Source organism: Pseudomonas sp. R3-52-08, from assembly GCF_003851745.1.
Taxonomy (GTDB): Bacteria; Pseudomonadota; Gammaproteobacteria; order Pseudomonadales; family Pseudomonadaceae; genus Aquipseudomonas.
On the sequence record NZ_CP027730.1, the window covers coordinates 2,971,862 to 2,986,342 of the forward strand.

General features: G+C 62.6%; 7 protein-coding genes and 3 pseudogenes. 5 read left to right on the forward strand and 5 right to left on the reverse strand.

What is annotated here, in order from left to right; genetic code table 11:
- Window positions 1–3 precede the first annotated feature (3 nt).
- Genes C4J91_RS13610 through C4J91_RS13620 form a run of 3 tightly spaced genes read right to left on the reverse strand, consistent with a single transcriptional unit; the run spans window position 4 to window position 5,030 of the window.
- Window positions 4–954 carry an ABC transporter permease gene (locus C4J91_RS13610; protein ID WP_124362809.1) on the reverse strand — a complete coding sequence of 317 codons (951 nt, stop codon included), beginning with the start codon at window positions 952–954 and terminating at the stop codon, window positions 4–6.
- Entirely contained in the window at window positions 951–2,564 is a 1,614-nt protein-coding gene (locus tag C4J91_RS13615) for an ABC transporter substrate-binding protein (RefSeq protein WP_124365150.1), read from the reverse strand. Before C4J91_RS13615 ends, C4J91_RS13610 begins: the two co-directional genes overlap by 4 nt.
- A gap of 45 nt (window positions 2,565–2,609) precedes the next feature.
- Window positions 2,610–5,030, reverse strand: a complete 2,421-nt coding sequence (locus C4J91_RS13620; protein ID WP_124362810.1) for a TonB-dependent siderophore receptor — start codon at window positions 5,028–5,030, stop codon at window positions 2,610–2,612.
- 247 nt (window positions 5,031–5,277) lie between these two features.
- On the opposite strand from C4J91_RS13620, the gene C4J91_RS13625 reads away from it, so the two are divergent.
- The 5 genes and pseudogenes from C4J91_RS13625 to C4J91_RS28160 all read left to right on the forward strand — a co-directional run.
- Window positions 5,278–7,086 carry an ABC transporter ATP-binding protein gene (locus C4J91_RS13625; protein ID WP_124362811.1) on the forward strand — a complete coding sequence of 603 codons (1,809 nt, stop codon included), beginning with the start codon at window positions 5,278–5,280 and terminating at the stop codon, window positions 7,084–7,086.
- A gap of 277 nt (window positions 7,087–7,363) precedes the next feature.
- Entirely contained in the window at window positions 7,364–8,461 is a 1,098-nt protein-coding gene (locus C4J91_RS13630; RefSeq protein WP_124362812.1) for an ABC transporter substrate-binding protein, read from the forward strand.
- A 1,294-nt stretch (window positions 8,462–9,755) separates the two neighbouring features.
- A pseudogene (locus C4J91_RS28150) lies at window positions 9,756–10,805 on the forward strand (sensor histidine kinase); the annotation flags it as partial.
- 246 nt (window positions 10,806–11,051) lie between these two features.
- Window positions 11,052–11,340, forward strand: a pseudogene (locus C4J91_RS28155) (response regulator transcription factor); the annotation flags it as partial.
- Between the two features lie 518 nt (window positions 11,341–11,858).
- Window positions 11,859–12,197: pseudogene (locus C4J91_RS28160) on the forward strand (ATP-binding protein); the annotation flags it as partial.
- 155 nt (window positions 12,198–12,352) lie between these two features.
- Here C4J91_RS28160 and C4J91_RS13640 read toward each other — a convergent pair.
- Both C4J91_RS13640 and cysC read right to left on the reverse strand, forming a co-directional pair.
- Window positions 12,353–13,813 carry an FAD/NAD(P)-binding protein gene (locus C4J91_RS13640; RefSeq protein ID WP_124362814.1) on the reverse strand — a complete coding sequence of 487 codons (1,461 nt, stop codon included), beginning with the start codon at window positions 13,811–13,813 and terminating at the stop codon, window positions 12,353–12,355.
- A gap of 27 nt (window positions 13,814–13,840) precedes the next feature.
- Window positions 13,841–14,380, reverse strand: coding sequence for an adenylyl-sulfate kinase (cysC, locus tag C4J91_RS13645; RefSeq protein WP_256681692.1), 540 nt, complete (start codon window positions 14,378–14,380; stop codon window positions 13,841–13,843).
- Window positions 14,381–14,481 lie beyond the last annotated feature (101 nt).

The window sequence follows — 14,481 nt, forward strand, 5'->3', positions numbered from 1 at the left end:
GGTCTAGGACACCTTTGGCGTGTGGGAGATGCGCGGGTCGAGCCACGGGTACAGCAAGTCCACCAGCAGATTGACCAGCACAAAGGCTGCCGCCGACACCGTGACAATCGCCAGCACCACCGGGATGTCCTGGCGCAGCACGGCCTCCTGGGCCAGGCGGCCGATGCCGGAGCGGGCGAAGATGGTTTCCACCAGCACCGCACCGGACACCGTGTTGCCCACCTGCAGGCCGATCAGCGTAAGAATCGGCAGCGCCGCGTTGCGAAACCCATGGCGCGCCTGCACCTGGCCGCGGCTCAGGCCCTTGGCGTAGGCGGTGACGATATACGACTCCTGCCACACGCCCTGGAAGCTGCGCTGCAGCACTTGGGCATACACCGCCGCACTTGGAATCGCTAGGGTGATCGCCGGCAGTACCAGGCTTTCAAAGCCCCGGCTGCCGGTGGCGGGGAGCCAGCCGAGGCCGAAGGCGAACACCTGGATCAGCAACAGGCCCATCCAGAACACTGGCACCGAAAACCCCAGGGAAGGCAGGCGCGCCAGGGCTTTTTTCAGCGGTTGCCAGCGGATATAGGCGGTCAGGTAGGCCAGGCCGACACCGCCGACCAGCGACAACACAATCGCCAGACCGGCCAGGGACAGGGTTTGCGGCAGGCGCTCGGCGAGCAACTCGGCGACCGGGCGGTTCAGCGACAGGGACTGGCCGAAATCTCCGTGCAAGGTGCCCAGTAGCAGGTCGACATATTGCTCGAAGAGGCCCTTGTCCAGGCCGTAATAGGCGCGTGCCTTGGCCAGGTCGGCCACCGACAGCGAATCGGCCTCCATGCCCGAGGCACTGAGCATGATCGACAGCGTGTCGCCCGGCAGCAGATAGAGGATGAAGTAGGTGATGCTATAGGCCCCCCACAGCACCAGAAGGGCTTGGCCGACGCGGCCGATCAGGTAGCGGCTCATGGCGTGCCGATCTCGATATCACCCAGCAGCGCGAAGCCCTCGGCGGTCCAGCGAAAGTTCTTCACCTTGGGCGACGTTGCGGCCTGCCACACGCGCTCGTACACCGGGAATGCCGAGCTTTCGTCGATCAGCAGGTCCTGCAGGTCGCCATAGGCGGCGGCGCGTTGTGCGCCTTGGGTGGCTGTAATGCCGGCATCGAACAAGCCCTTGGCTTTTTCCAGGGTAGCCGATTCGTAGGTGTTAGTGGCCACGGTGGAACTGTTGGCGCTGCGCGGGTCGAGGATGGTTTGCAGGATGATCGGGTCGGCGCGGGTCATGTAGTTGATGGTCAGGTCGTAGTTGCCGGCGGAGTTGTTGGCCACCCATTCGGCGCGGGTCACCACGCTGAGTTTCAACTCGATGCCGACCTTGCGCAGTTGGTCCTGGATCAGTACGTCACCCGCGGTTTCGGCCGGGCTGATGTTGTAGCTCAGGCTCAGGCGCTTGCCGTTTTTGCTGCGGTAACCGTCCGCGCCCTTGGCCCAGCCGGTTTGATCCAACAGTTTCTCGGCAGCTGCCGGGTCGTAGACGAGCTTGCTGCCCTGGCTTTTGAAGTAAGGCGTGGTCACGTCGAAAATGCCGTCCACCACCGGAAACTCGGCGTTATACACGGTGCTGGCGTAGCTCTTGCGGTCGATGGACTTCTGCACGGCCAGGCGCACGTGTTGATCGGCGAGGATGCGTTCGCCACGGGTGTTGGGGTACAGGTTCAGCGCCGGGCCCGGCAGCGAACGGCTCTGGATGGTCGCGCCCTTGGACTGGAACAGCTTCAGGTCGACTTCTGAAAACGGGTTGCGTGGCCACAGGATGTCGGCCTTGCCCTGCAGGAACAGGCCGTTGCGCACGCTTTCTTCGGGGATGTAGCTGATGTCGACGGCGTCCAGGTGTGCCTCACCCGGGTTCTTCATATTCGCCGAGGGCCACGCGTAACCCTTGCGTTTGGTCAGGTGCGCGCCGACTTCCGGGGTATAGCTGGCCAGCACAAACGGTCCGGTACCGATGATCTTGCCCAGCGAGCGCTCCTTGACCGTGAGTGCATAGGACGCGGGCGCGAGAATTGCCAGGTTGGTGGTCGAGGTGGCTTGTAAAAAGCCCGCGTTGGGTTTGGCCAGTACCAGCTTGACGGTGAAGTCGTCGACCACTTCGGCGTGGTCATAACCCGCCAGGTAGGTGGCGCCGAAGGTCGCCGGCAGCTCGGTGGCCAGGGCCTTGTCGCTGTCGAACGCGGTTTTCACCGCTTTTGCGTCGAAGCGCTCGCCGTTGCTGAACGTCACGTTGTCGCGCAGGTGAAAGGTGTAGGCCAGCGCGTCGTCACTGATCTCCCAGCTCTTGGCCAGCCAGGGGATGATCTTGCCGGTGGCCGGGTCCTGGTCGGTGAGCGACTCGGCGACATTGCGCAGCAGCACGCGGTGTTCCAGCCAGTAGACCTGGAACGGGTCGAGGCTGACCAGGGTGGTGTTGTCGCCAAAAAATGCAATATTCAGGGTTTTGTTCGCTTGCGCCTGGTCACCCGAAGGTGAGCAGGCGGCCAGGCTGATCGCCAGGGCGCAGGGGGCCAGCAGACGGCTCATCAAGTTGGAGGTGTTCAATGGGGTGCCCTCGTTTGGCGATGTGAATCAGAAGTCGTAGGCCAGCTTTGTGTACCAGTAGCCGCCGCCCGGATAGAACGGCGGGTTGCCGTAAGGCGCCAGGCCCAGGTTGCTGTAGACGGCGTGCCGGTCGGGGCGCACGTCGAAGATGTTGGTGCCGCCGATGCTGACGGTGATGCTGTCGACGAAGGTGTAGCTGACGTCGAGGTCGGTGATCCATTTGGCGCCGAAGCTGCGATCCCCGGTGGGGTTGACCGCCAGGGTCTTGACCGCGCCGTAGCGGGAGGTTTGCAGGTTGACCGCGAGGTCCTCGACCTTCCAGTTCGCGCCGAGGATCCACTTGGTCTTGGGCGATGCCTGCGTGAGGTCACCCTCGCGGTCGCGGCCCACCAGGGTCACGCCGGAACCGTTCAGTGCGGCCGGGGTGTCACGGGCGCCTTCGATGGTGGTCTTGTTCCAGTTGAACCCGAGGCTCCAGCGCACGTCGCCCCAGGCATCCAGCGGCGTGGTGTGGTCGGCCACCACATCCAGGCCACGGGTGCGGGTCTCGAAGGCGTTGGTGTAATAGTTGACCCAGGTGCCGGTGGGCACCCCTTGGGCGGCGAGGATCGCGTTGACTGCGCCATTGCCCTGGTCATAGATATTGCTGGTCAGGGCGATGCGGTCGTCGATATCGATCAGGTAGGCGTCGGCGGTGATGCTGGTGCGCGGCGCGGGTTGCCAGGTGAGGCCCAGGCCGAGGTTGCGCGACTTCTCCGGTTTCAGATCATCGCCACCCAGCGCCTTGGCCAGGTTGCTGCCCGACGGGGTCAGGCGGGTGACTGCCGGAACCACGTTGCCGTTGACGTCGGTGGCCACGCGGTTGTCCGCCACGGTGTAGCCGATCTGGGTCAGCGACGGCGCACGGAAACCAGTGCCGACGGTGCCGCGCACCGCCACGCTGTCGGTCAGCTCGTAGCGCGAGTTCACCTTGAGGCCGAAGGTGTTACCCGAGTCATCGTCGTAATGTTCGACCCGCCCGGCCACATCGAGGAACCAGCGCTCGGTGAGGTCAAAGCCCAGGTCCAGGTAGCCGGCGTAGTTGTTGCGGATCAGGCTGACCTCATCTTCGGGGCGAATGGTCACCGCCGCCTGTGCGCCCGATGCCGCCGGGTAGGTGCCGGTGATGTAGGCCTCGGGGTCGCCGGCGAAGGTGCTGAAATGCTCCCAGCGATGCTCCAGGCCGGCCGACACCTGCACCGGCGACGTGAGGTTGAACAGGCTGTCGTAACGGCGGGTGAAGTCGAGGTTGTTGACCCATTGCTCGAAGCGGAAGGTCGCCAGGTTGTCGAATTGGGTCGGCGAGGCGGTGCCCAGCGACGGGTTGATATTCAGGTCGCTGGAGTGGTGCACATTGTTGCGCCCGTAGGTGGTGCTCAGGTCCCAGTTCCACTCGGCCACTTGGCCCTTGCCGCCAAACAGCAACTGGTAGTCGCGGTCCTTGATGTTGTTCAGCGGAAAGTAACCGTCGGGGAACACCTCAGGCACCGCCGCGCGGCCGGTGGGCAGGCGCAAATAGTTGGCCGCTTCGGCGTCGCGCTCGCCGTAGGTGGAGAACGAATAAAGGGTCAGGTCTTCCAGCGCCAGCTCGGCGTTGTAGGCCAGGTTGAAGGCCTTGAGGTCGGGGTCGCCGTTCTTGATTGCCACTCGGTCCCAGGCCGCTTCCTTGGCCGGATCGTTGAACGCACGTACGCTGCTGTCGGCCTTGTCGTTCCAGGAGGCTTCGCCGCGCTTGCGCGCATCGGCCGAGAGGTGGAAGAAGCCGCCATCGCCGAGCTTGAAACCCTGGTCGCCGGCGACCTTGATGGTTTCGCCCTGGCCGGAATACAACTGGCCATAGCTGGTCTCCAGGTGCCCGCCGTTGTTGGTGGACTTGAGGATGATGTTGATCACCCCAGCCACCGCATCCGAGCCGTACTGGGCCGCGGCGCTGTCCTTGAGTACTTCGATATGGTCGACCGAGCTGACCGGGATCAGGTCGATGTCCACGGCATTCGCGCCGCTGTTGTCGATCGAGCCGCGCTGGCCGGTGGCACCGTTGTGGCGCCGTTTGCCGTTGACCAGCACCAGGGTGTAGGCCGGGCCGAGGCTGCGGTTGCTCAGCGGGCGGGTCACCGAGTTGTAGCCAGCGATATTGGTGCCGAAGTTGAAGGAGGGCAGCAGCTTGGCAATCGCCTCGGACAACTCGGCGCGGCCGGTCTTGAGCAACTGCTCGCTGTTGATCACATCAATGGGTGCCGGGCTGTCGGCGACGGTGCGCTCCTGGCCGCGTAAACCGGTGGAAATCACCGTTACCGTGCCGAGCTTGGCGTCCTCGGCGCAGGCGGGCACCGCCGCCAGCAGCAGCGAGCTGGTTAACAGCGACAGGCGGAATTTTTTCAGCGGGGCGGGGAGAGAAATATCTGGCATATCGAGAGAGATCCATGTCGGGAGTACGTCCTCCGCCAGGCATGGGGTCGGTCTGTGAGGTGAAGATATCTCTATAAAAAACTGCGGGGAAAGTCTTTTTTGGAATAAGCTAATTATTAGATAATGTTATTTTTCGGCTTAATAAGATCATCTATTTTTATTATCTGGCCGTTGGATGTGCGCGACGTCATCGCCTGTCATAATCCACCCGTCTCACCCCAGCCCCCACACGGAGTCCATACCATTGATGGTGCTGTTCAATCGATTGAGCGCGTTTTCCATCCAGGCGCGCAGGGCGCTGAAGCTGGTGTGGGGGACGTCGCGGTCCTTATTCATAGGCCTGCTGCTGGCAACCATCGTTGCCGGTCTGTTGCCTGCGCTGGCGGCCTGGATCGGCCAGCGTATTGTCGATGGCGTGGTGCACGCGATGCAAATTCACGCAGCCGGCAGCCAGGCGCCCGTGTGGCCAGTGATGCAATACGTGCTGGCCGAGGCGGGCGTGTTGGCGCTGCTGGCCGCCGCCCAGCGCGCGTTGTCGATGCAGCAATCGTTGCTGCGGGTGCAGTTGGGGGTGAAGGTCAACCTGATGATTCTGGAGAAAGCCCAGACCCTCTCACTCCTGCAATTTGAAGACGCCGAGTTCCACGACAAGCTGGTGCGCGTGCGCCAGGGCGCGTCGACACGGCCGCTGAGCCTGGTCACCAAGGGCCTGGGGCTGGTGCAGAACCTGATCTCGCTGATCAGCTTTGCCGTGCTGTTAGTGCACTTTTCGCCGTGGGCGCTGGTGATTCTGGTGGTCGGTGCCTTACCGGTGTTCTTCGCCGAGACGCATTTTTCGGGCAATGCGTTTCGCCTGTTCCACCGGCGCGCGCCCGAGACCCGTCAGCAGAATTACCTGGAATCGCTGCTGTCCCACGAGACCCATGCCAAAGAGGTCAAGCTGTTCGGCCTGGCGCCGCTGTTCCTCAAGCGCTACCGCGACAACGCCCGGCGCTTGTACACCGAAGACCGCCAGTTGACGGTGCGCCGGGATGCCTGGGGCTTTGCCCTGGGCCTGCTGGGCACCGCGGCGTTTTATGTGGCTTACGCCTGGGTGGTGCTGGACACTGTGCGCGGCCAGACCAGCCTGGGACAGATGACCATGTACATCGTGCTGTTCAAGCAGGGGCAAAGCGCGATCACCGCCAGCCTCAGCGCGATTGCCGGCCTGTATGACGACAGTCTGTTTCTGTCGGACCTTTATGAGTACCTGCTAACCCCGGTGGTCGTGCCAAGTGGCCGGCTTACCCAGGGCGCGCGTCCTGGCGACGGTCTGCGCTGCGAGCACGTGGGGTTCAGTTACCCAGGCGCTGAGCGGCCGGCATTGACTGATATCAACCTGCACCTGGCGCCGGGGCAAAGCCTGGCCCTGGTGGGCGAGAATGGCTCGGGCAAAACCAGCCTGATCAAACTGCTCACGCGCCTTTACACCCCGCACGAGGGGCGCATTCTGCTGGATGGCAGCGACTTGCAAGACTGGGATGAACAGACACTGCGCCAGCGCACTGGGGTGATTTTTCAGGATTACATCCGCTACCAGATGACCGTCGGCGAGAACCTTGGGGTGAGTGACGTCGATGCGCTGAACGACGAGGCGCGCTGGCGCACTGCCGCAACCCAGGGGGTGGCCGCCGAATTCATCGAGCGCCTGAGCAAAACCTACGGCACACAGTTAGGGCGCTGGCTTGGCGGCCAGGAGTTGTCGGGTGGGCAATGGCAGAAAGTCGCCTTGTCACGCGCGTATATGCGCCAGGAGGCGGATCTGCTGATTCTTGACGAGCCCACGGCCGCGCTGGACGCCGGCGCCGAGGCGGCGGTGTTCGAGCACTTTCGCGAACACGCCAAGGGCCGCATGACGTTGCTGATTTCCCATCGATTCTCCAGCGTGCGCAATGCCGACCACATCATCGTGCTGGACGGCGGGCGAATCCTGGAGGAGGGCAGCCATCACCAGCTGATGGCGGCGGCTGGGCGCTATGCCGAGTTGTTCGATGTTCAGGCGCGGGGGTATCGCTAGGTTCCCGAGCGCTCGTCCAGTCCATGGGGGCAGTCAGCTCGATTTCGCGCGCAGCAGGTCTGTTGAGACTATGCTCATCCCCACCTCAGGCCATGTACTGGCTTCAGTTGTCGTCCGCCAAGGAAAGGAGTCTGTACATGTCTGGTTCTTCATACCCGGTTCTATTGTTGCACTGGCCGAACGAGCAGTCCGACCCGCTGAAATGGCTTCATCGACAGGCTGTCGGCAGATGTAGAGGGATGACTGTGGGTCAATCCCGGGCGCGATGGAGGACGACATGAAGGCTCAACCGATCCACACAATCATGTGGCGCTTCGCCGGCTGCCTGGGTGGGCTAATGATGATTGCCGCCCATCCGGTCCAGGCCGCCGACGGTGGTATCGCCAGCGGCCCTACCGCAAGCTATGGCATTGCCTTCAGCAACTCCTATGCGGGCAGTGATTTTCGCAAGGTGATGGTGCGCAACTGGCAGGAGATTGCGCTCCAGGCGCAAAAAGAGGGTTTGATCGGTGAGGCTCCGGTGGTCAGCGCCAATAACTCGGCCTCGGAACAAGCGGCCCATATCCAGGAGATGATCGTCAACGGCGTCAACGCCATCGTCATCCTGGCCGCGTCCGACACGGCCCTCAACGGGGTGATCCGCGATGCCTGCAACGCCGGCATCGTGGTGGTGGTCATGGCCAGCCTGGTCACCGAACCCTGTGTCTATACGGTGGACTACAACTGGTCCGCCATGGGCCGCGTGGAAGTGGATTACATTGCCGAGCGCCTCAAGGGTAAAGGGACACTGCTGGAAATCCGCGGCATTGCCGGCGATGCCACCGATAAAAATATCAGCGACGGCATTCGCAAGGCCGCCAGTGACTATCCGGGCCTGAGGTTCGCCAAGACCGTGTACGGCAACTGGACGGAGTCTGTCGCACGCAAGGAAGTGGCGCTGGCGTTGCCATCGCTGCCCGGCATTGATGCCGTTGCTACCCAGGGAGGCGACGGTTATGGCGCGGCCATGGCGTTCAAGGCGGCGGGGCGTCCTTTGCCGATCATCGTGATGGGGAATCGTCAGGACGAACTCACCCTGTGGCAACAGGAGCGCGATGCCAACGGCTACGAGACCGTCTCCGTTTCCGCTTCTCCAAGCGTCTCCCAGGTGGGGTTCTGGGTGGCCCAGCAGGTGCTGGCGGGCAAGCAGGTGCCGAAGTTCGTCGAAGTACCGCTGGTGCGTATCGATGCGAAAGACCTCGACGCCTGGCTCGCCAGCATGCCGGTGGGCGGCGCCGCCAATCCGCTCTACAGCCAGGCTTCCGTCGCGGCGATGATCGACGCGGCCGCCAACCATACGGCGCCGTCGGCGCCTTTGCCGGAAGTTGCGAAGTAGTGGCGGGCGGGGGGCGCGGCTGCGGGGCGCCATGTTGATATTCAAACCCGTCAGCGATCGGCCCATTGCCGTCAAAATTGGCTTGGCGGTCGCCGCCCTGGTGTTCCTGATGTTGACGGTGTCTCTGGTGAACCTCTACGGCCTGCGAGGCATGGTACGCGCGGTGGACTCGGCCAGTCATTCCGCAGAAATCCTGGCGTCGGTCAACGCGGCCACCGGGCGGGTGGAAAACTTCATTGCCACCCGCGATCAGGAAAGTTTGTCCCAGGCCGAGGGCAGGGTGGCGACGGCTATCGCTGGCCTCACCGCCATTCCGGTGGCCGAGGCGGAATCGCTCAAGGGCAGTCTGGAGCGGCTCGCCGCCGCGATCGCCGCCTTGCGCGCGGCGAGCCTGACCATGGATGGCGAAACGGAGAACATGACCGCCCATTACGGCCGGATGCGAGAGGCGACGACTCTCGTCGAACAGGGCATCGCCGATGGGTTGAAGGCGGTCGACGCTCGCGCCGTTGAGCACCAGGCGCGGGTGAGCAACATCGAAAGTGCCCACCGCATCCTCGATGTCCTGCGCAACGGCGAACGGCTCATCACCGCCAACGTGGCCAGGATGCTGGTGACCGGTGACGGGGTCGCCGCGACTGCGGTGCGTAATGCCTGCGCGGCACTCCAGCCCCTGGTCGAACAGTTGCGCGAGGTGATGGGGACGCCGCAGGAGAGCGAGGTCCTCGACCAGTTGGCTGCGGCGCTCGCGGCTGCCAGTGTGACGATAGAGCGTCTTGGCGAGGCACCCAGGCTGCACGCAGAGGAAGTTTTGCGGCATCTCTCCGCCGTGGGGGATGTGGCCGGGCGCCTCGAGGCGCTGTTGAGTGATGTGGAAGGGGACGTTGCCCATGACGCCAGCGACATTCAGGCAGCCACCGGTTTGCTGCACAATGCAGCGGCGTTATCCAAGCGTTTCGCCGAGCGTGTGGCGACCCTGGAAGCGCAAACCCTGTCGTTTCGTCTGTCACCGTCGGCCGAGATCGCCGGCGCCGTCGGCACCCTCCTGGACGAGCTACTCCGTCTCTCTCGGGTGCTTCCTTCCTCCGTGGGGCTGCAAGGCACGGCTACGCCGCTGACTGTCAACGAGCAGATTGCCGGTTACCGGGCGGCATTCGCCAGGTTCCATCAGGCAAGCAACGCCTTGAGCGACGCGCGCGACCAGGTTCGCAACGAGGCCCGCAGCGCCGGCCTGTTGGTTGCGCGCTTCGCGGGTCAAGCGCGCTCCGACGCCCTGGTCCACAATGATCGCGGCATGCTTGCGACGATCATCGCGGTTACCGTCGCCATCCTGCTGGCCGGCGCCATTGCCTGGAGCACGTCGCGATTTGTCGCGCAGCCCATCGTGGCTCTGGCCTCGGTCATGCGTCGGCTTGCAGCCGGCGACCTGCATGCCGAGATCGCCAGCGTCGGACGCGGCGATGAGATTGGCATCATGACCCGCGCCGTTCGGGTGTTCCAGGAGAATGCCCTGCGCATCCGGGTGCTGGAGGCCGAGGCCGAAACCGAACGACAGCAAGTCCAGGCCTCTTTGGAGAGAATGGTCGCCGAACGCACCGATACGCTGCACCAACAGACCGAAGTGCTGGAAGCGCAAGCCGTCGAACTTATCCAGGCGCGCAACCAGGCCGAGACGGCCAATCAGGCGAAGAGCGATTTCGTGGCCACGGTCAGCCACGAATTGCGCACCCCCCTGACCCTCATTCTCGCGCCCCTGGAGCAGCTCTCGGCGGCGGCCACCCCGCCCGTGGATTGGCGCGTGCAGATCGAGCGCGCCCAACGCAATGCGCTGCGCCTGATGAACCGGGTGAACGATATCCTCGATTTCTCCAAGGCTGAAGCGGGCAAGTTTGAGGTGTGTCCAACGTCGGTTGATTTGAATAAAGCGGTGGGGGTGCTGGCCGAGGATGCCGCCATGGTGGCCGAGGGCAAGGGCTGCACCTTGACCTGCAGCATCGACCCCGCGCTCGGCAGCGTGTTTCTGGACCCCCGACACTTCGAGAAGATCCTGCTCAACCTGGTGAGCAATGCCATCAAGTTCACGCCCGCTGGCGGCACGGTGCACCTGGCCGTGACGCCGATCGATGGCGAGCGATTTGAACTGGCGGTGCACGACTCGGGGATTGGCATCGCGCCCGACAAACTGCCGCTGCTGTTCCAGCGCTTTTCCCAGATCGATAATTCCGCCACGCGCCACTACAGCGGCACAGGCATCGGCCTGGCCCTGGTCAAGGACCTGGTCGAATTGATGGGCGGCGAAGTCGGCGTCAACAGCGAGCCCGGACGGGGCTCGTGTTTCTTTGTTCGACTTCCACTGGGGGCTGAGCAAGACAGGGTAGCGACCGAAGGCGGCCCTCTGTACGAGCAGCCGTCACTGAGCACAACAAGCTCAACCGAGCAGCGCCACCTGCGTTTTGACGACGGCCACCAGGGCGCTCCAACGCCAGACGCAGGCGAGGAGCAGCACCCGGCACACGCCTCGCGGTCCAGAGTGCTGGTGGTAGACGACAGCCCGGAAATGCTCAGCTATCTCACCGAGCTTTTGCACGACGACTACAGTGTCGCCACCGCTACGGATGGAGAGCAGGCCTGGGCGCTCCTGCAGCGTCGACCGATCGATGTCGTCGTTTCGGATGTGATGATGCCGCTGCTCGACGGCTTCGGCCTGACCGCCAGAATCAAGGCCAGCACCGGTTTTGCCCATTTGCCCGTAATCCTGGTGACCGCCCGCGGCGGCGGTGACGCCTGCGTTTCAGGGCTGGAAAGTGGCGCCGATGACTACATCGCCAAACCCTTCTCGCCGCTGGAGCTCAAGGCTCGCGTTCGCGCGGCGCTGCGCATGAGCCAGGTGCAAAGCGAACTGCATGCCAAATCGCGCCAGGCGGGCATGGCCGAAATCGCCACGGCTGTGCTGCACAACGTCGGCAACGTCCTCAACAGCGTGAACGTCTCGGCAGACCTGGTCAGCAACCAGTTGCGCGCATCCAAAGTCCATGGCCTGGGCAAGGTCGCTCAACTGATGAACGAACACGTCAACGACCTGAGCGATTTTCTTACCCAGGACCCCAAAGGCAAGATGCTGCCCGACTACCTGCTCAAGCTGGCGCAGGTGGTGACGGCAGAGCAAAAAGGCATTGTCGAAGAGCTCGGGCAACTCACCAAAGGCATTGACCACATCAAAACCATTGTCGCTGCCCAGCAGTCCTATGCCGTTGCTGTCAGTGTCGTGGAGACAGTGTCGGTCACCGCGTTAATCGATGATGCCTTGCGCATGAGCGCCGGCTCGCTGGAGCGCCAGGGGGTGACGGTGGTCAAGGAAATCGCCGATGTGCCTCTGCTCGCGCTGGACCGTCACCGTGTGCTGCTGATTCTGGTGAACCTGATCAGCAATGCCAAGCACGCGTTGGAAGGCGTGGCCGATCGCAGCCCATGCGTCACGCTCGATGCCGCCCTCGTTGACTCATCAGGGCTGCGTATTTCGGTGACCGACAACGGCAGCGGGATTACGCCAGAGCACCTGGCGCGGATCTTTTCGCATGGCTTCACCACACGCAAGGAGGGCCACGGCTTCGGCCTGCACAGCTGTGCACTGGCTGCGCAGGAAATGGGTGGCCGCTTGACTGTACACAGCGACGGCGCTGGACAAGGTGCAACGTTTACCCTGGATATCCCCATTGATGCTTCGCTGAGTCAGTGATGAACAGTGGAAAAATGGATTACGCGCTGTGCCAGCCTGCCCAGAGAAGGAAAATTTTGCCCCCATGGGCTCTGGAATCCAGTGGAATTGGACGGACGGGGCTGAACTAAATTTAGCCATAACTTTATGTTAATAAAAGTTTTTTTGACTTTTTTTCACCCAGCAGCATGCGGAGTGCGTTTCAGGTCAGCGGCAACACCTGGCTCGCCTTGAGGCGTCACACGCAACCTGGAACTCTGCCCACCGCCAGCCGGTGCATCTGTCAGCAGGGTTGTCATGCGCGTGGCTAACTTGAACGAAAAGCGCCGAAGCTCAGGGACGGCGGTGGCTTCCCAATACTGCGCCTTGAGCATGGGCCCCACGTAGCTAAGCCAAGGGATCGGCTGATGCTGCTGATCCAACACGCGCAATTGGTCGTCCACAAGTATCCCGAAGCCACAAGGGGCAGCGCTGAGAAGCCCTTGCTCCAGCAAGTTGTTGACCAGGGAGGTATCGACTCGCTGGATGTCAAGGTTGGGCCCGGTGCAATTGATGATGTTGCTGACCCTGAGCGATACAGTTGCCTGGTCGCTGCGCCGTTTAAAGCCCACAATCAAGCCTTTGCCCAGCAGCGCCACATTGGTCAACCTGCCGGCATGAATGGCCAGCTGTCCACTTTCCAGATGATCTCGAAAGTGTTCGAAAGTGGCAGGCGCCAAACGATGACGATGGACGTCCCACCAAGGTTGGACATGCCGTAGAAATTGTCGCTGCTGCGTGGTATCCATCGCGCACCAGAGTTTTTGTACCCACGGACGCAAGCTGTCGATCACGGCTCGCCAATCGCCTCCTCGGCGCTGATGTTCCTTGACCCGCTTGCGCAGTGTCGCCATCAGCTGTCGAGGTGAGCCGCGCCCCAGGTGCACAGGGGCGCAAAGGGGGGCAATAACCTCCGTTGAGTGTCCAAGGGGCAAGAGCCCGCGCCGAGAGAGTAAATGGATTGGGCCGCGATGGCCTTTTTGAAGCAGTTGCAGTGCCATGTCGACCGCTGTCAAGCCGGAGCCGATCAACAGCACTGCGGCGTCTGGATCGGACGCCAGACATAGAGGAGGACTCCAGGGATCATGCGCGTAGGTCTGCGGACGTAGGGTCTTGTTCAAATTGCAGCAGTCGGCGGGAGGGAAGTTGCCAAAGGCGAGGATCACATGATCCGCCTCGAGGGTACATCCATCCGACAGCTTGAGCCGGGCGCCGTCACCGCAGGGTTGCACCTGTATGACTTCCGCGACAATCCGTGACAACTGCGCGCCAGGGTTTAAGCGTTCAGCGCCGTCGAGCACATCGTTCAAGTAGTCGCCATAAAGGTTGCGAGTGACGTACGAAGTAGACTCAGCGTTGAGGTGCCGGCTTCTGCAGAACCTCAAAAAATCTTCTGGTTCATCATCCAGCGCACTCATTTTCCCCACGTTGGCGTTCAATAGGTGGAGGGGGCTGCTGGTGCCGTAGGCCAGCCCTCGTGCCATGGCCCGCGTACGATTGACCAGTATTATGCGCAGTTTGGTGCCTGCGCTACGCAGGATCTGTGCCGCAGTGACCACACCGCTGAAGCCAGCACCGACGATAACGAGCGTCTTCATAATGGTTGCCCCATATGAATGTAACGGTTAGTTCCAGCACCGACGGTTGTGCAGGAATGCTTCGATGGTGCGCGCGGCCTGCTCGACAGAGGTCGTTGCGCTATCGATCAAGATGTCGGGGGATAGGGGCCGTTCATAGGGAGAGTCGATACCGGTGAAATTCTTGATCAGGCCCCTACGCGCCTTGGCGTACAGCCCTTTGGGGTCGCGTCGCTCCAGGACTGCCAGCGGCGCATCAATGAATATCTCGATGAAATCGTCGGGGGCGAAGAGAGCTCTGGCCATGCGACGCTCTTGTTCGAACGGTGAGATCAGGCACACCAAGGTGATCACGCCCGCATCCACCATCAGTTTGCCCACCTCGGCGGTACGCCTGATGTTTTCCTTGCGATCGTCATCGACAAAGCCCAGGTCGGCGGTCAGGCCCTGACGAAGCCGGTCACCGTCCAGCAGGCACGTGTGCAGCTGGTGCTCGTGCAGGTTGGCCTGGACCCGGTTGGCGATGCACGACTTGCCCGCGCCGGACATGCCGGTGAACCACAACAGGAGCGAACGGTGGCCCTTCAGATCGGAATGTTCCTGACGCCCTATCTCGAAGGGGTGCGGGACCAGGTCCGAGTGCACTGGGAGGGTTGGCGGTAGTGCCAGCGAAGAAGACATGAGGTATC

Bases quoted from the DNA above. Each gene is read 5' to 3' on its own strand.
- C4J91_RS13615 (WP_124365150.1), bottom strand. From the start codon at position 2,564: ATGAGCCGTCTGCTGGCCCCCTGCGCCCTGGCGATCAGCCTGGCCGCC.
- C4J91_RS13610 (WP_124362809.1), bottom strand. From the start codon at position 954: ATGAGCCGCTACCTGATCGGCCGCGTCGGCCAAGCCCTTCTGGTGCTG.
- C4J91_RS13640 (WP_124362814.1), bottom strand. From the start codon at position 13,813: ATGAAGACGCTCGTTATCGTCGGTGCTGGCTTCAGCGGTGTGGTCACT.
- C4J91_RS13630 (WP_124362812.1), top strand. From the start codon at position 7,364: ATGAAGGCTCAACCGATCCACACAATCATGTGGCGCTTCGCCGGCTGC.
- C4J91_RS13620 (WP_124362810.1), bottom strand. From the start codon at position 5,030: ATGCCAGATATTTCTCTCCCCGCCCCGCTGAAAAAATTCCGCCTGTCG.
- C4J91_RS13625 (WP_124362811.1), top strand. From the start codon at position 5,278: ATGGTGCTGTTCAATCGATTGAGCGCGTTTTCCATCCAGGCGCGCAGG.